The organism is Bradyrhizobium sp. Mp27 (assembly GCF_029953005.1).
GTDB lineage: Bacteria > Pseudomonadota > Alphaproteobacteria > Rhizobiales > Xanthobacteraceae > Bradyrhizobium > Bradyrhizobium barranii.
On the sequence record NZ_JASAUS010000046.1, the window covers coordinates 20,895 to 39,722 of the forward strand.

Consider the following 18,828-nt stretch of genomic DNA (forward strand, 5'->3'; position numbering starts at 1 on the left):
CAAACGAACTATTGCGTCCTCTACGGCACGCTCCTCTCTCAATAAGGGCTTGATGGTGCACGCAAATGTGGTCAAAATGGACGAAGCCAATCTTAGATTTAACGTCTCGGCAGCGTTCCGCTACCAGAGAAGCCTTCACCACATTTGAGCGTTTTCGCACTGGGGCATGTCTTGGATATCTTCGAACTCGACCGATCGCTGATTGACCGATATGCCAAATTCGCCCGGTCGTTCTCCATAATTCAAGCGCCAGAGATCCGGAAACAGATCGATTTGGCGTACGACCAGCACCGCTTCTGGCCGCCCCCTTTGATCACAATCAACCCTCGCTACGAAGAGGGTGCCAGCATTGATCGATTAGTTTCGGATCAGATTTTGGACTCTGAGCTTCGCCGCATATTTGCGATGGGCGAGCATCGCGAGCCCATCCATCTCCATCGGCATCAGGAGCGCGCCATCGCAAAGGCCCAGCGTGACGAGAGCTTTATCGTCACAACGGGAACCGGCTCCGGCAAGTCTCTTTGTTTCTTCATTCCGATCGTCGATGCAATCGTTAAAGCTCGTCGCGCCGGCGAAGGGCCAAAGACTAGAGCGATCGTAATCTATCCCATGAACGCACTAGCCAATAGCCAGCTTGAAGAGCTGGAAAAATTCATTGGGTCCTCTGGCGTCGATGAAAAACTGCGCCCAACATTTGCGCGTTACACTGGCCAAGAATCGGATTCGAGGCGGCAAGAGATCGCAAATCTCAAGCCGGATATTCTGCTCACGAACTTTATGATGCTTGAGCTCCTGTTGACGCGTCAGGACCAGCTAGATCAATCGGTAATCGCAAATGCCCGTGGTTTGGAGTTCCTAGTTCTCGATGAACTCCACACATACCGTGGTCGCCAGGGCGCCGATGTGGCCATGCTGGTCCGTCGGGTCAAGGAGCGGCTGGCGGGAAAGAAAAAGTTACTCTGCATCGGTACGTCGGCAACGATGTCGAACGCCGAGAACGATGAAGCGCGGAACGCAGCCGTGGCTGAGGTTGGATCCAAACTCTTCGGCGAACCGATGGGCCCTAACTCTATCATTGACGAGCACCTCGCGCGTGTCACCGATCCAGCCGTTCATGGCTCGTCGCTCGGTCAATCTCTACGGGGTGCGGTAACCGGGCAGATACCCTCAAACATTAGCAATAAATCCCTCTTTTCTCACCCCCTGGCTTGCTGGATTGAGACAGAGGTTGGTCTCATTGAAGGCGAAAAGCTTCGGCGCCGGCCGCCCATGAGACTCGGCGAAGCGGCCGACAAACTCGCACTCGCTACAGGCTTGGGCGCGGAGAGGTGTACGGAGGCCGTGGCTCGCATCTTATCTGTGATGGGACGTCGCGAAGATTTAAGGGGCGGCACCAGCGATCGAGCATTTCTAGCGTTCAAATTGCACCGATTCATCTCCGGCGCAGGGCAAGTTTATTCCACACTTGAACCGGCGACGTCCCGCCGCGTCGTCCTCGAGGGACAGGTGTTTCATCCCGACGATGAAACAGCACGCCTTTACCCCACCTTCTTCTGCCGGGAATGCGGGCAGGAACACCACAGCGTCAGCATCGTTGGGGGGAAGGTCATCGCGCGGCCCATCGACGAACCGTCGTCGGACGACGTCGAGCCTGATGGTACCGAAGGCGGCTTTCTTATTCCAACGGTCAACGAAGACTTCGCCTTCTCCGGCCACATCTCGGACTACCCTGACGATTGGCAGGAAACCACGCCCGCTGGCACGGAAAGACTGAAGCAGTCACACCGTGGAAAGCATGAGGGCTTATTGCTGACCCTCGCCAAGGACGGCTCGTCGGATCCTCAAGGTATTCCAGCCTGGTTTTTTCGCGGAGCTTACCGATTTTGTCCTCAGTGTCGTCACCAACCGCCATCTCAAGCCCGTGACATAAACAAGCTGGCCAGCCTATCAGCCGAGGGGCGTAGCTCCGCAACAACGCTAATCGTCTCCACGATCCTGAGTTGGATGACTGAAGACGGTACGCTGGATGCTCATACGCGAAAGATCCTCGGCTTTACGGACAACAGGCAGGACGCGGCTCTTCAAGCTGGCCACTTCAACGATTTTATTTTTGTAACCCTGCTTCGCGGGGCAATCGTCCGCGCTGTTCGCGACGCCGGAAATAAGGGATTAGCCGACACGCGTTTCGGCGAGGCCGTTCGGGTCGCCCTAGGGTTTGATCTCGAACAGCAGATCCGGCTTGGGGAATGGATGCAAGACCCTGCCATGAAGGGATACCAAAATCGGCAAGATACCCAAGAGGTATTAACCTCAGTTCTTGCCCATCGTCTTTGGTCCGATCTTCGAAAGGGCTGGCGTTTTACGAATCCGAATCTTGAAGAAGTTGGCCTCATTCGCGTTGGCTTTCCAGGTCTCGACGAATTGGTTTCTGATCAGGAAGAGTTCGCTGGCAACGATCGGCTTGCTGCAGCGAGCCAAGATGTTCGTCGCGAGCTCTTCACAATTCTGTTCGATCACATGCGTAGGGGATTGGCGATCGCGACCGAAGCGCTCGATCGCGGGAAAGTCTTGCAAATTTCTGAAGGGTCGCGTCAACGACTTCGCGACCCCTGGGCAATCGATCAGAATGAAGAAAACGAGCTTCGCGAGGCCGGTTTTCTCATGGTCGACCCACCCCGAAACACCGAAATTGCAGCCAAGGAAGCCGTTCTAATTGTCCGGGCTGGCTGGCGAACAACTCTTGGCAAAGCTTTGCGGAGCAAGAAAATATGGGGTGAAACTCTACCTGCTGCGGAATACGAAGAAGTTGTCCGTCAATTGCTGAAAGCCGCCGAGGCGCACCAAATCGTCAGGCGCATCAGCGTCGGGAGCGACAAGCCGGCGTGGAGGCTTGCACCGAGTGCGCTGCGGATATTCCCGGCTGAAGAGCGGGCTGACGGGCGACGCCAGAACCCCTTCTTTCGCGAGCTCTATGAACGAGTCGCTGAAATGCTTGGCAGCGATGGAGCCCTGCCGTTCGCGTTCGAAGCTAGGGAGCATACTGCACAGGTCGATCACCAGGTGCGTAGCTGGCGCGAAGATCGTTTTCGATTTGAGAAAAAGGACAAGGAACGTATCGCCGCCAACAAGGAAGAAATGCAGCGAGAAGGCGAACCGACGAGCTTTCTGCCGGCTCTCTTTTGCTCACCGACGATGGAGCTTGGTGTCGACATCAGCGCGCTCAACGCCGTGTATTTGCGAAACGTCCCGCCTACGCCGGCGAACTACACCCAGCGCGCCGGACGCTCAGGGCGAAGTGGTCAGGCCGCGCTCGTTGTTACCTATTGCGCTTCTCAATCGCCTCACGACCAATACTATTTTTCAAATCGTACTGCCCTCGTGGCGGGCGTCGTAAGGCCCCCTGCCCTTGACCTCGCCAATCGCGATCTTCTCCGCAGTCATCTTCATGCTGAATGGCTGTCGGAAGCCCGCGTACCGCTTGCCGCGTCTATCCCAGAGAACCTGGATATGAACAAGTCGGAGATGCCTGTAGCGCCGACGATCGAAGCGGAGCTTGCAGCCATCACGATCAGCCAAAAAGCTAGGCCAGTTATGCGGCGGCTGCTCGAATCAACATTGCCCGCAATCGACCTCAAGGACGCGCCCTGGCTTAACGACCTTGATACGTTTATCGCTGACGTCGATTTGCATGCGGCAGCAAACTTTTCAAAGACATTCGAACGCTGGCGCGAGCTTTACCGCGGCGCAAAACGAGAACAGGAAGAAGCAAACGTCATCCAGCAAAAGACGACTTTTCGACCAGGCGAACGTAAGGAAGCAGCAACACGGTATTATCGGGCGACGCAGGAACTCGATATGCTCGAGCGCGGGCAAGCAACGAACGGTTCGGATTTCTACGCCTATCGATACCTGGCGACCGAAGGTTTCCTTCCGGGTTACAACTTCCCGCGCTTGCCGCTCTACGCCTTCATTCCGGCCACCAAGCGAGCCGCGGTTCTTCAGCGACCGCGGTTTCTGGCCATTTCGGAGTTCGGTCCCAACAGCTTGATCTATCATGAGGGGCGGGTATTTCGTGTGGTCAAGGCGAAGTTGCCTTCTCACGGCCGGATCGAGGGCGGCCGACTTGGAACCACCACACTAGTCCTCTGCAGCGTTTGTGGCGCCGCGCATGACGATAAGGTTGCTGAGCGCTGTCACGCTTGCGGATCTTCACTGGACGGTGAAAGATTCGACGACATATATCGAATTGATAATGTTGAGACGACGCCCTCAACCCGGATCACCGCCAACGACGAAGACCGCCAACGTCGAGGCTTCGAAATTCAGACCGTTTTTCAATGGCCGATGAATCAAGGCCACCCAGATATTCGGTCCCTTACCTTGAGGTCCGACGACAGTCCTCTGCTTCATCTCGACTATGGAGCCGTCACCAAACTATCTCGAATCAATAAGGGTCTGCGCCGCCGCAAATCAAAGACGACTTTCGGATTCTGTATTGACCCCTCATCGGGCCGCTGGGTGAAGGATTCGATTAATGGTGGCGAAGACGATGGCGACGTCACGATTCCACAGCCGCAGAGAATCGTGCCTATTGTCCAAGATTACAAGAACGCCTTGTTACTCCGGCCGGTTGCCTCGTTCGACGATGCTCAGATGGCAACGCTCCAGCACGCGCTGATACGCGGAATTGAAATCATTGCGGAACTGGAGGAAGGCGAACTGCTGGGCGAACCCATGCCCAAGCGCGACAAGCGAAATGCAATTCTCCTCTATGAGGCAACCGAGGGCGGCGCCGGCGTGCTCAATCGCCTGGTTTCGGATCCCAAACGAATGGCGGAGGTTGCGCGCAAAGCGTTACAGCTCATGCACTACCACGAGCCGTTCGACAGTATTCCGTTGAAGGAAACGACCGATGCCTGTGTCGCGGGCTGCTATCGTTGCCTTCTGTCTTATTTCAATCAAACCGACCATGAATCGATCGACCGGCGGGACCCGGAGGTGATCAATTTCCTAAAGTCTCTTATCGGTGCCAATTTGACGCAAACCGAAACCGACAAGCCATCCGACGTTTGGACAACGGCAATTGAACGCTGGAAGCTTCCCATGCCTGGCGGAAGGCAAATCGATGGAACTTTGTATCCATTGTATTGGGAGATGCACCGACTGCTCGCGGTGCCGGGCACCGACATCAACACGCTTCGGCAGCGATGTGGCGATCTCGGTATCGACCTTATTTCGCTGCCAGCGGAACCGGGTGAGTTTCCACCTGAAGCATTGGTCGCCACCTTGGGGGCCGCCTGATGGAAACGGCCCGCTTTTCTCCTGGCGATCTTATCGAAGCACGCGGCCGGGAGTGGGTAGTCCTGCCTTCGCCCGCCGAAGGGCTCCTGAATATTCGCCCGCTCTCAGGTTCCGAGGCGGACGCGCAGGTGATCGCGCCGGCGCTTGAACAGATGCCCGTTCGCCCCGCGCGGTTCGATACGCCGAAATTGGAGCAGTTAGATACCCAGGACGCCGCGCGCCTTCTGTCGGACGGTTTGCGCCTATCGCTCCGGCGGGGGGCCGGCCCATTTCGCAGTGCCGCTCATCTAGGCGTTGAGCCGAGGGCATATCAGCTCGTGCCACTTATGATGGCGTTAAAGTTGACGACGGTACGGCTACTGATTGCCGACGACGTCGGCATCGGAAAGACGATCGAGGCCGGCATTATCATCCGGGAGATGCTCGACCGCGGAATTGTCGATCGCTTTTCGGTACTTTGCCCGCCCCATCTTGTGGATCAGTGGGTCACGGAACTCGCAGAGAAGTTCGACGTCGAAGCTGCTGCCGTCACATCTTCTCAAGCGCGTAGTCTCGAACGAGGGCTGCCCGCTGCACAAAGCCTGTTCGAGGCATATCCTTACACTGTCGTCAGCCTCGACTACATCAAGGCCGACAGCCGCCGCGCCGAGTTCACCCGCGCCTGTCCAGCCCTGGTTATCGTCGACGAAGCCCATGCCTGCGTCGGTGGCGAGAAAGGCAAGCACCAAAGGTATGAACTGCTTCAGAGACTGGCCGAGGATGACCAACGGCACTTGCTTCTGCTCACGGCCACACCGCATAGCGGCGACGAGGCAGCCTTCGACCGGTTGCTCGGATTGATCCATCCCGACTTTGCCGCAGGCCCCACTGGAGCGGACGAAAACAGCCGTACCCGGTACGCCCGGCGTTTGGCACAGCATTTCGTGCAGCGACGGCGCGCCGACATCACCGAGGGCGGGTGGGACGAACGGCGCACCTTTCCCAAGCACAATGTGGACGACGAAGGCTTCACGTTGGTGGGGGATTTCCTCCAGTTCCAGGAAGATGTCCTAGACTACTGTATGGCCGTTACCGAGCGCGCGGGAGTCGATCAACGTCGTCGTCGCCTGGCATTCTGGGGCACTCTGGCACTCATGCGTTGTGTCGGTTCCTCAGCGGCGGCAGCGGCGAGTGCTTTGCGCAATCGTCTCGGCGGCTTGGCCGAGGAAGAATCAATCGAACCCATCGTATTGGACGAGGACGACGGTCTTCTTAACGACGGAGATATCGAGCCTGCAACGGCGATCGAAGACAGCGAAGAGCGCGCCGCGCTCGATGCGTTGATCAAAACGGCCGGCAAGCTTGATACTCGAAGAGACGAGGATCCAAAGATCAAAGCGTTGCTCAAGCGCTTGAAGCCGCTCTTGAAAGACAATGTCAAACCCGTCATTTTTTGCCGATTCATTGCAACGGCCGAGGCAGTAGGCGAGGTCCTAAAAAGAGCCTGGTCGAAGCATGAAATTGTCGTCGTGACCGGTCGGCTCACTCCTGAGGAGCGGCGCGCCCGAGTCGATGCGACCGAACCGTTTGACAATCGCATTCTGGTCGCGACCGACTGCCTTTCGGAAGGCATCAATCTTCAGTCTCTTTTTGATGCCGTGATCCATTACGATTTGAGCTGGAATCCCACGCGACATCAACAGCGGGAAGGCCGCGTCAATCGGTTTGGTCAGCAATCAGCTAACGTTTGGTCCGTCACCATATTTGGTGAAAACAGCGCGATCGACGGCGCGGTGCTCGGCGTGATCTTGCGCAAGGCCGAAGCTATTCAAAAAGCAACGGGCGTTTCCGTTCCCATGCCCGAGGATAGCGAAGGCATCTCCGCGGCCCTGATGCAGGCGATGCTCTTGCGGCGCGGCGGGTCACGTGCACAGCGCGTATTTGATTTCGGTGGTGCACCCGAACGGCTAGAAGCCAAGTGGCGGGATGCGGAAGAAAATGCCAAAGCGAGCCGGGCCCGCTATGCGCAAGGCGCAATGCGCCCCGAGGAAGTGTTGCCGGAATGGCGGGCTATGAGAGCGCTCAACGGTGGGCCAAGTGAGGTCGGCCGGTTCGCCGATCGAGCCTTGAAGCGCATCGGGACCGGGCTAGAGGCCAAAGGTAGCTTGCTGCTCGCTCATCTCGACCATTTGCCGGAACCGATGAAGGATCGGTTGGAGGCGCGCGGTTTGCATGGCACGCGCCGCATCGCCTTTGAAGACAATCCCTTGCCGGGCGTGATGCACGTTGGCCGCGTTCATCCGCTTGTGGCCACACTTGCCGAGACCCTGACCGAAGGTGCGTTGGATCCGCAAGGCTCCGCGATTGCAAGTCCGCTTGGGCGGGCTGGTGTCTGGCGGACGCGATCAGTATCGCAGATGACAACGCTATTGTTGTTACGACTTCGTTTCAAACTCGTGACCAGTGGACGATCGGCCAGTCTTATGTTGGCGGAGGAAGCAACGGGACTAGCCTTTGGAGGCACGAAGACGGAGGCAGACCGCGAAGGTCTCGATGCATTGACGCTGCTCGAAGCCGAGGCGGCGGGTAATATCGCCGATCGCGTGCGCCAAACCCGGCTTGAACAGGCCATTGCGCGCCTACCAGGCTATGAGGACGCCATTCGGGCATTTGCTGATGCGCGTGGGCAGGCTTTGTCGACCGATCATCTTCGCCTGACAGATGCGGCGCGAGGTGGCGCGACGGTGGTGGTGACGCCGGTCCTGCCGGCTGATGTTATCGGGCTCTACGTTTTGCTTCCGGAGGGCGAATAGTGGCGCGCCATCTGAAGCGAGCCGCCGATATCGGTTTGGCGGCGATCAACGTCGAAGGCGGCCTGATTAGCCCGGAAAAACTCGCTGAGATTGCGGCGACAACGCCAGATGCGAAGGCAGCGGCCGATTATCATTGTCCCAAGGGAACTTCACTTCGCGATGAAATCACCCGCTATTTCCGCATTGGGCAGGCGCATTGGCAAGCGTGGTCGCGGATAGAGAGACCGACGGTGACGCAAACAGCCGCCTTCGCAAAAACGCTACTACAGGAAGTGTTCAGTTTCGACGCCTTGAAAGGCCCCGCCGATCACGTAGTGGACGGTCACCGCTACCGAATTGCGTGGGAAGCGAAAGGCGGCCGCGTGCCCATCGTCGTCGCAGCGCCGATCGGAATCGACAATGGTAAAACGGTCGAAGCATTCACAAAGGCATTACCCGAATTTGGTGATGGCGATTCGGAAGGCCTGGCCAGGCGCAGTCCTATCGCGCTCCTTCAAGATTGGTTAAACACCAGTCACGACTCTATATGGGGCCTTGTCTTCGCTGGCGATCGCGTTCGCCTGATGCGCGACAATGCGAGCTTCACGCGTCCTGCGTATATCGAGGCCGATCTGGGCGCGATCTTTCGCGACGAGATGTTCGTCGATTTCACCGCGATCTGGCTGCTGGTTCATGCCACTCGTTTTGGCGCCGAAGGCGCTCCTGCCGGTGATTCTCCACTGGAGAGATGGCGGGAAGCCGGCCAGCGAGCCGGTACCGCCGCCCGCGAGCGCCTGTGCGGAAGTGTCGAAGATACGCTTTTGGCACTGGGCCAGGGATTTCTCGATGCCAATCCAGATTTGCGCGCCAAGCTCGATGATCAGTCTCTTTCGATGCAGACGTGGTTCGAGCAACTTCTGCGGATCGTCTATCGCTTGATCTTCCTTGCCGTGGCAGAGGACCGCGATTTGCTTCTGTCGCCCCGTACCAGCCCTGCCGTGCGCGCGCTGTATCTTGATGGCTACGGTTTCGCGCATTTGCGCGACCGATCGGTTCGCCGATCCGCCCACGATCACCACTTCGACGCCTGGGAAGGCGCGAAGATCGTGTTTCGCGCGCTGGAGCGTGGCGAGAAGTTGCTGGGCTTGCCTGCGCTCGGAGGCGTTTTTGCTCGTGGTCTGACGCCGGACCTGGATGACACCAAGCTTCCGAATCGCGCCTTCATGACGGCGATTTTCAAGCTGAGCTGGCTGATGGATGACAATCGCCGCGTCCGCATTAACTGGCGCGACATGGCGACCGAGGAACTGGGCTCGGTTTACGAGGGGCTTCTCGAACTCGTACCTGTACGCGAGGATCATGGCAGGACCTTCACGTTTGCTGGCGGCGCAGAAGCGAAGGGTAACGCACGCAAGATATCAGGTAGCTACTACACGCCTGACAGCCTGGTACAGACGTTGCTCGACAGCGCGCTCGATCCCGTCGTCGACCGGGCCGAAGCGGAAGGGGGGGCGGATGCAATTCTCTCCCTCAACGTCATCGATCCCGCCTGCGGATCGGGGCATTTTCTGCTGGGCGCTGCGCGGCGCATGGCGACACGGGTAGCGCAGCTCCGCGATAACGACGCCCCCGACTATCCCGCCGCAATGCGCGATGTCACTCGCAATTGCATCCATGGCGTCGACCGGAATCCGATGGCGGTCGAACTTGCCAAGGTTGCGCTCTGGATAGAGACCGTGGAGCCGGGAAAGCCCCTAGGCTTTCTCGACGCCAATATCCAATGTGGCGACAGTCTGCTTGGTGTCTTCAACCTCAAGGCGCTGGAGGAGGGTATCCCCGACGACGCCTACAAGCCGCTGACCGGCGACGACAGGGAAACTGCGAAATGGTTCGCCAAACGTAACAAAGCGGACAAGGCCGGGCAGGGAAGCTTCGACTGGACGAGCGGCGGCGGCGGTCTTCCGCCGGCGAAACTTGCCGCCGAAATGGACGATTTGCGGCACCTGCCGGAAGACACGGTCGAGCAGGTAGAGGCAAAGCGCAAGCGATTCTCGGCGTGGACGAGCGATCCGAAGCGTTGGGCGACCAAGATCGCGTGCGATCTTTTCACCGCCGCGTTTCTGCTGCCGAAAAAGGGCGGCGTTCCCGCCAATGCCAACAGTGTGAGGATCCCGACAACCGCAGATGTACGTACGCGGCTTGGCGGCGGAAGCCTTTACGGCCCAGTTGAGGCGACAGCAATTGACGCTGCCGACTACGCGCGTGCCTTTCACTGGCCGCTTGCCTTTCCGGAAGTGATGATCGCCCGCGATGGCTTCGACGTGGTTTTGGGCAATCCGCCGTGGGAACGGATCAAGCTGCAGGAGCAGGAATTCTTTGCCACTCGGTCGCCCGACATTGCTCTGGCTTCGAACGCTGCGGTGCGGGGAGAAATGATCCGTGAGCTCGCCGGCGCGGAGCCAGGCAGTCCTGCTCGGCTGCTCTACGACCAATTCGAATTCGCGAAGCGCGTTGCTGAAGCGTCATCCGTCTTCTTCACCGCTCCTAAGGACGAAGATCCAACAAAAATTGATCCGAAAAGGGTTGGAAGCGCGCGGCGCTATCCCTGGACTGGGCGCGGCGACGTCAACACCTACGCGCTATTTGCTGAGCATTTCCTGAATCTGACCTCGCCGACGGGACGAGCAGGATTGGTCGTCCCGACAGGTATCGCCACCGATGCTACCACCGCACCCTTCTTCGCTCACCTCGTCAGCAGCAGAAGGCTATGCTCACTTCACGATTTCCAAACCGGACTTGGCTTTTTTGACCGCATCGGTCATGCGCGCTTCAAGTTTTGCTCGCTCACATTGGGATTGGTGAATTCAGATAAAATGGAATTTAGTTTCTTCTCTCGTACCATCGAAGAATTTGAAGACCGGCAGCGCCATATTGAGATGACGCCATCCGATATCTCGGCGATCAATCCCAATAGTAAAACCCTACCGATCTTCCGTACTAAATTTGACGCTGAGCTGACGGCCAAGATTCACGCGCGATTGCCGGTTTTGATTGAGGAGGGAAAGGGCACGGCAGGAAATCCGTGGGGGGTATCCTTCATGCGCATGTTCGACATGGCGAACGACAGTAGCCTGTTCCGATCAGCGCGAGAGCTTAGAGATGCAGGTTTCATTCGTCGCGGTAGCGATTGGGTACGCGAGGGCGGAGCACGTCCGAAGCAGGATACATTGGCGCTCGTCGGCGGTCGCGATGTTGAGCATTTGAATATTTCGGCTCGAGAAACGCGTCCTTCGGGACGATATGTCCCCCTGTATGAAGCCAAGATGGTCCACCAGTTCGACCATCATTGGGCCACCTATGATGAAGCGGATAGCCGGGACGTTTCGAGAGCAGAGAAAACGGACCCATCCTTCACGATAACTCCCCGCTATTGGGTCTCCGAAGAGGAGGTCGATGGCCGACTGCGCGAAAAAGGATGGTCGCATGGCTGGGTGATGGGCTGGCGCGATATATGTCGCGCAACGGACGAGCGAACTGTAATCACTAGCGTATTTCAACGGAGCGCTGTTGGTCACACATTGCCGCTGTTCTTCTTGAACCAGGAAGCCAAAAAATGGGCCGTGTTTGCGGCAAATATGGGCTCCCTCTTATTGGATTTTATTGCACGTCAGAAGATCGGAGGCACTCATTTAACCTACGGCTACCTAACCCAGTTTCCCGTTCTTGCTCCGCACGACTATTCAGAAGCCGATCTAGCCTTTGTCGCACCGAGGGTACTCGAACTCACTTACACCAGCTATTCCATGGCGCCTTTCGCGCGAGATCTCGGCTATAAGGGAGCGCCCTTCGGGTGGGACGAAGAACGCCGCGCGAGTCTTCGCGCTGATCTCGACGCCTGGTACGCACTCGCCTATGGTCTCGCGCGCGACGAACTTCGTTATGTACTTGACCCAAAAGAAGTGATGGGCGCTGACTATCCTAGCGAGACTTTCCGCGTGCTCCAGAAGAACGAGATCGCAAGATACGGAGAATACCGCACCGCTCGTCTCGTAATGGCCGCCTACGATCGGTTGGTAAGCGACGGCATGCGCCCGCGAACGGAGGGTTATCGTTGATGGCGATTCCGTCGCGTTTGCGCGTTTAACCCAGGGGAACCAATGATCGAGACCAGTTCGCGCCTCGACAAGTATCCCTTCGCGCTTGCCTCAGAATTGAGAGATGCCGCAAACGAACATGGTTTCCGCATCGGCCCCGAGCAGGCGGACGGCTGGCTCTTCTTCCGCTCCGCATCCGCGCCGGGCGAGATTGCCGTCGCCGCCGCCGGCAACGACGGTCCATTTTTCCTGTCAATCACACATTCGGGGGTAGCTCGGGAACTCGCAGCGGCGCCAGCCCAACCCTGCGCCAAGGGTCATATCGCAGCCTTCGCGCTTGCGACGCGAGATGAGTTGTTTGAGGCGGTGGGCGAGGTTTACCGCAAATCAGTCAGCCTTCCGACCCTGCCGCTCGAGCAATTTGAACGGGAGACGGCCGCTCTCGGGAATACCGAGAGCGAACGCATCGAAAAGGTTCGGATAGGTCAGAGTATTTTCCGCAAAGCGCTCCTGACCTATTGGAAGGACACTTGTCCGATCACGGGTATCACCGATAGCGCCTTGCTAAGGGCATCTCATATCATTCCATGGGCACGTTGCGGGTCCGATGCCGAGCGGATGGACGTCCACAACGGTCTGTTGCTCTCATCTCTTTGGGATGCAGCGTTCGATCAGGGCTTGATCAGTTTTGACGACGAAGGTCGTCCGATCGTGTCGCCCAACCTGAGCGACGCCGCCGTGGCAGCCTTGCAACCAGGAAGCGCGCCCCACCTGCCACTGACACCTGAACACCGAGCACGCCTCGCGTGGCATCGCGTGCACGTTTGGCAAGGGTAAGGCACAACCCGTTCGTGGCTTCAAAACATTCGGTGCAGCATTAGCTGGCTATGGAGATGTGCCTATGCAGTCTGATCTTGTCTCGGCGTACAAGGCGACGGATTACGTGGCGCACGCCGCTGGCTGGGTTGTCGCGATCCGGATTGGGTATCACTCCGAGATCGTAGACAAAATGTTAGCGAGGATGAACGTCAGCAAAGGAGCGTTTATCACTGCCTGGAATCCCTTTGGCAAAGGTCTGAGTGTCGAGGCCAACAAACACTGGGATCGTAGTCTGAAGCGTTATCTGAGCGTCCGTGGCGTTGAGTTTGTAGAGGGAGAAGGTCGAGGGACAACAGGAGAATGGCCCCCCGAACCCAGCGTTCTCGCGTTTGGGATTTCGTGCACCGAAGCCTCTGCTATTGGCCGCAGATACCGGCAAAACGCAATCGTCTACGTTCGGAAGGGTCGTCCGGCCGAGCTAGTTATGCTGAGATGGATGAGGTAACGCCCTCACTTTTGCGCTGCCACGTCTAAATCGTGTATTTCTTCTGCATGCACTTACCACAGGGCCGATAGCCGGCAGCACTGGCTGTTCGTTCGCAAAGAACGCACGACGCCTTTAGTGGGTATTGCAGCCGCGACCGCTCGCTTCGCGGAAAAGCAATCTACGAGCGATCGAAAGCCGCTATTGTCAGCCGGCTTGGCAACGAAGAAGGGGAGCCCCCGAATACTAGACTGCTGAAATTTTTCCAATGGTGTCAGCCGCGGCCCTGCTGAGGTGGGGGCCTTCCTCGGTAGTAACCAGCTTGCCTGGAAACCATTTCTCATACCAAGCGCGCTTGCGTTTCCATTCTTCGGCATATCGGTTTTTTTCGAGCATGCCGAGGTGCTCCCAATAGTAAGTTAGACCTCGCCAGGTGATCGTAAAATCGGGCAAACGTAGAGTTCCGTCCCCAGCGAAAAGCGGCTGCTCGTAGCGGAAAGGAATTTCGCGTTCGTGGAGCAAGTTGGCAATAATGACCTCCGATTTCGAACGGAGCATGTCTCCACTCAAGGCTTCGTGAATCTTGCCCGATTCATACCATCCCCTCCGGTTTGTCAGCTCCTCTTTCGCCACATGCAGCGCGAACAGATACGAATTAATCTGCGGAGTTTGCGCGTTTTCACGACGCCGGGCATCAAGCAGACTGTTAATGTCGCGCTGGATGAGTAGAGTGCAGTGCCGGCTCGCACGTGTTAGCGCAGTGTAGACCAATTCGGCAGAAACAGGTCTTGCTGTACTGGACGGTATGATTACGAACGTGTGAGCGAACTCACTTCCCTGGGCTTTATGGATGGATACTGCGTAGGCCAGCTCCAGGTTTTGTTCGACGCTTTCGTTGCGAGGGTACTTGTCGCCTGTTGGTACCTTACGCCCATACCCCACCGTAATGCCCGGCTTGCGGGTAAACTGGACCGCAAATCGCTTAAGCCGAGGACCGAAGCCGGTCTTCAGTGTATTCCACACCTTAGCGTCGAGCCCCATGGTGCCCACAGTGCCGATTTCGCCGTTGTATACTTCCACTTTCAACTGGGCGCGCTTGGCTGCTTCGTAGGCCCAAATCATGTTCGACTTCGGCCGGTTGCGGGTCTGGATAACCTTATCGAAGAGCGTGATACCATCGACCGCTCCAACCCGTTCGATCAAATTCCCCGCGATACGTTTTTGGCATGCTTCGTTGAGAGCTTCGACGCCATGCATTTCGCCCCGATGCGGCGTCAAAATCTGAAATGCTGTGGGATCGTCTTTCAGTGCCGCCCGCCATAGCCGGAAAGGTTCACCATCCACTGAAACTTCGCTCTTCATTCTGACTTCGAGCGCATCAATCAAGGTCTCGGCTAGCTTTTCTGGAGCATCCCAGTAAATTACATCAAGGTCTCGGTCGACCTGGCCGCCGGCATGAATACGTGAGATCAACTCCTCCTGGTCAGACCGGGTTGATGCATCGTTGCCGCCACTCGCCTTATTCTCATCGTCGATAATGAACAATTCGGACAGAGCAACGATGGTTGTTCCTTGGCCTTCCGCTTTGTTGCGCAGTTGCCGGAGGTTACGCTCAAGCCGCCCCTGGCTGTCCGGATACTCGGCGCGCAACCAGGCGATTACATCGGCGAATACCCGTCCCCGCCCGATGGGCGGCAGCTGTCCGGCGTCTCCTACGAGAATGAGCCGACGGATATGCTGCCAATTGATCGCACGAAACAACGCGGCAGCAAGCTCCAGGTCCAACATCGAAGCTTCGTCAAGCACGAGCGTGCCGACTTCGGCTCGTTTTCCACCGCGGAGCTTGAAAGTAAGATTGTCCTCCAGCCAACCGTTCGAGGCAAGGAACGAATGAACGGTGACCGTCTCAACCCGCTGCAATGAGGACTGTTCAAATACCTCACGCGCGCGGTCAGCAGCCTTTCCGGTAGGAGCCAGCACAAGGACCGACGCACCATCCCCCTCCGATCGTCGGACCGCACGGATCAAGGCTTCGATGACTGTCGTTTTGCCCGTTCCGGCAGGCCCCGTAACGACGGACATCGGGCGACGAAACAGGCGGCTACAGACCTCGGCTTGCTCAGCGGTGGCTTCGCGGTATTCAGAGGAAGCTTTAAGAGCTAGCAGACTGTCAGGCTTATATACCCATGATGACCAATCAGAGTCGGTGATAGGGCGACGCAAATCGATGTCCGGCCTCGACACCAAGTCGCGGAGGGTGGCTTCGACCAACCTCTCATCCTCGAACACCGATTTTAGATAAATAGCTAATCCCGGTTCAAGGGGTCGGAGCGTCAATGCGGTCGAGAGGAAATCGGCGTCGACCTCGAAATAGCGTTCGGTGAATTCGGCCTGTTTCCATGCGGGAAGGCGATCCATTCGCTCAGCGATTTCGATAAGAAGCTCGCGGGCGAAGCGAAACGTGTGCTTTGGCTCACGTCGCAAGTGCTCGACGCAAAGTGCCCTAAACCGCCGCTCATCGTTGCAATCGATGTCTGCCAGAGGCTTTCCGCCGAGATCGGGGGACGGCAACACACCGCGATCGATGGCACTCCAAGGGATCCTATCGCTTGCGTCAACACCACAATACATTTCCGCAATCACATAAGGATTAGCAGAGATTTCCTCTGCGGAGACTGGGAGGCCGCAAACTGACCGATCTTTTGAAGCAATTGCCTCCATCGTTTCAGCATCGAGGGCCAGGCGAGGCAATACATCGCGCAGAAGCGTACGGGAGCCTTCATCCCGAAGCTTCCAGTTCCGCGCGATTTTCTTTATCGCCTCGGGACCCAGCGCTTTTGTCAATACGTTGTCTCGGCCCGTGTCGAGAACCTCAAATGCTGCCTTATGAGCTTTTTGATGTTCCCCACGCGCGCAGATGGATTTAACGCCTTCTATAAGGGAATGCGCCCCAGCCACATCGAGTGCTGTGAGAAGCCCGGGGTAGAGACCACGATGCGTCCATAGTTCTGCAATTACCTTAAGAAGCCAGGTCTCGCGAACCGTCCAATTCTCGCTATCATCTCCGAGCTCTTTCAAGAACCGAACTTTGTCGAGGAATTGTTCGAGTAGACCGATGGCTTCGTCATCACTGACGTGCTTCGAGCCGAACTTGCAAAGAAAGGGATTCTCCGGAAACAGTGCGATCTGCGCCAATCTCTCAGGATCATTGCGATACCGATGATAGGGAAGACGCAGCCCTTCGTCGGGATAGGCCGAAGAAATATCTCGTGCCCAAATCATGCCGCCAGCGTATTTCTGGGCTGTCTTCTCCGAAACGTTCTCGTAGTTCAGTTCACCGCCAATCTTGGAAATTCGAGAAACACCGATCAGCGCATAGCGAGGCGTCTCCTCGTCCGATAACGGATTGGAATAGTTGGCGTAATAGAAGATCAGGTTCTTCCGGCAGTCTTCCTGTATGGGCTTAAAGAATTCGAGCGTGAGGGCACGACGATGGTCATTGTCGAGGAACCCCTTAGCTTTCACCTCTTCCGCGTACATTGCCTCGTATGGCCATACGCTCACAGTCGCTGGCGGGAGTTCCCATTCGTGCCTGGAGGCGCCACCGTAGAAAAAGTCCGGGGGATCGGATGCAGCGGGCGCCGCCTTCAGGCCAAAGGCGTTGTAACTGTAGCAGCACGGCGGAACATAGCCTTCGAAAGCATCCGGAGTACGCCCTGCAAGTTTTAGCTCGCGATCCAGATTTCGACCGCGCGCGATGACATCGCCGGGGAATGATTTGCACCCAACACAATAGGTGTTTTTTTCTGGTTGGCGACAAATCGAGCCATTCCAACCGTCATCGTGCCACGCTAGGCGCGCTGTTATGTGCGTCGGCATAGAGCCCTCTATTCGGTTCAGCCGTTAGGTCAAATCCTTGGTGTCCCCATAAGCGGGAACTGACAGTTTTCGATCCGGTAGATTTGGAACGGGCGAGTACCTGCTGGGCAGTCGATACTGATTGAAATGAAGATTTGGGCTGGTCAATCCAAGCGCAATCACGAAGCGCGGATAGTCATCATTAACGATGCCCGCGGGTGGCGGTACGATCTTCACATCGTAACCTGCAATACCCCACTGTGATGAGTGGCTGTACTCTTCACAGGTCCGAACAAACAACCGTTGATACCATTCAGATCGGCATCCCCCGCCACCGACAAAAACGGGCAGAGTAGGTTTAGGAGCCTCATTAAGTCCACGGCGACTGGGTTGCGCGCTTGGTGGAAACAGCCCCCTCTGCACGGCGCCAACAATCACCGTTGAGAAAAATGTTTGGATCCGCTCCTCAATCTGTCTCGGGATCGCAATGCTGATCTGTGGAGACACACCTCCCAGAATGATCGGATGTTCAACAAGAGTTGCCATCGACTTGTAGGCATGGGCGACGAGATTGCGAGTGATCGCCATGGTCCCGAGCTCTTCGACATTGGCTGCTAGAATGTCGAAGGACGACCCGTCGTTGTCTCGCCTCAGCCGAAAAACAGAACCATCCAGGGTGCCGCCTCCGATATCAAAGAAGGAATATGCACCCGCGGGGGTATTGCGATGTTCGGCAAAATGGACCAGCGCCGCCGTCAATTCAGGCGCCACTTGGATGGGCATCTCTTTCGGGTTGATCGAAGCAGCGGCCTTTTCGTAATCGGCGGCAAGATCCGCCGGAGATATAGAGCCTGCCGGCTTAGTCCGCCAAACCCACGCCACAGCCGCGACTTCTCGAAAGATCCCAAGCATCTCGCTATCAAAATGCTTGGTTGGCACGCCAACGTTGGCAGACCAGTTCACCGATCTGGCGCTTGATAACTCGGCGGGGAACGCAGCGCGCGCGGCAGCCTCTGCTCTGCGGAGGATATCAGCCAAGTAAAATGCGCACGCTGGCCTGATGATTTGGTTGAGCTGATACTTGCCTACCGCGACGTATCCCCCGAACGCACCCGCATGTGGATCGGCCAGCCTGTTCTTAAGGTATTCAATTGGCACTTTCGGTTTTGCTTGAGATCCGCAGGTTATTGAGTAGAGACGATCATCGTCGCCCAAAATCAATCGAGACGGCACGACGCGCTCGGCACCCTGCACCGTTAGCAAGATACGTCGATCAATATGCGGCAACGACAGTGCGACCTTCGTAAACCTTGTTCCAAAATCTATCCCGAGCACCGCTTCCACAGCGCGCATCTGCGCCGTAGCAGCTGGTCGCGAGCCCACAGAGGGAGTCGCCGCCTTGGCCTTATCCTTCGCGCTTAGAGCCGCGCTGTTGCTGCCCTTGTCCTTCAGCAGCTGCTCATGCAGCTTGCGCAGCGTTTCTTGCCAATTGTCAGACATA

Annotated in this window: 6 protein-coding genes; 4 read left to right on the forward strand and 2 right to left on the reverse strand. The window is 57.1% G+C overall.

Annotated features, from left to right (window positions below; all coding sequences use genetic code 11):
* The first annotated feature begins 171 nt into the window (after window positions 1-171).
* The 4 genes from QJT78_RS23090 to QJT78_RS23105 are packed head-to-tail and all read left to right on the forward strand — an operon-like array spanning window position 172 to window position 13,003.
* Entirely contained in the window at window positions 172-5,301 is a 5,130-nt protein-coding gene (locus QJT78_RS23090; RefSeq protein WP_281460317.1) for a DEAD/DEAH box helicase, read from the forward strand.
* Window positions 5,301-8,093, forward strand: coding sequence for a DEAD/DEAH box helicase (locus QJT78_RS23095; protein WP_281460318.1), 2,793 nt, complete (start codon window positions 5,301-5,303; stop codon window positions 8,091-8,093). Before QJT78_RS23090 ends, QJT78_RS23095 begins: the two co-directional genes overlap by 1 nt.
* A complete protein-coding gene (locus QJT78_RS23100; protein WP_281460319.1) occupies window positions 8,093-12,187 on the forward strand; it encodes an N-6 DNA methylase in 4,095 nt (1,364 codons plus the stop codon). The genes QJT78_RS23095 and QJT78_RS23100 overlap by 1 nt, the downstream gene beginning before the upstream one ends.
* Before the next feature lie 42 nt (window positions 12,188-12,229).
* Window positions 12,230-13,003: an HNH endonuclease gene (locus tag QJT78_RS23105; RefSeq protein ID WP_281460320.1), complete on the forward strand. Its 774-nt coding sequence runs from the start codon at window positions 12,230-12,232 to the stop codon at window positions 13,001-13,003.
* Between the two features lie 712 nt (window positions 13,004-13,715).
* Here the strand turns inward: QJT78_RS23105 and QJT78_RS23110 are convergent.
* Both QJT78_RS23110 and QJT78_RS23115 read right to left on the reverse strand, forming a co-directional pair.
* Complete coding sequence (locus QJT78_RS23110; protein WP_281460321.1) at window positions 13,716-17,348, reverse strand: ATP-dependent RecD-like DNA helicase; 3,633 nt, start codon at window positions 17,346-17,348, stop codon at window positions 13,716-13,718.
* Between the two features lie 24 nt (window positions 17,349-17,372).
* Window positions 17,373-18,827: a hypothetical protein gene (locus QJT78_RS23115; RefSeq protein ID WP_281460322.1), complete on the reverse strand. Its 1,455-nt coding sequence runs from the start codon at window positions 18,825-18,827 to the stop codon at window positions 17,373-17,375.
* Window position 18,828 lies beyond the last annotated feature (1 nt).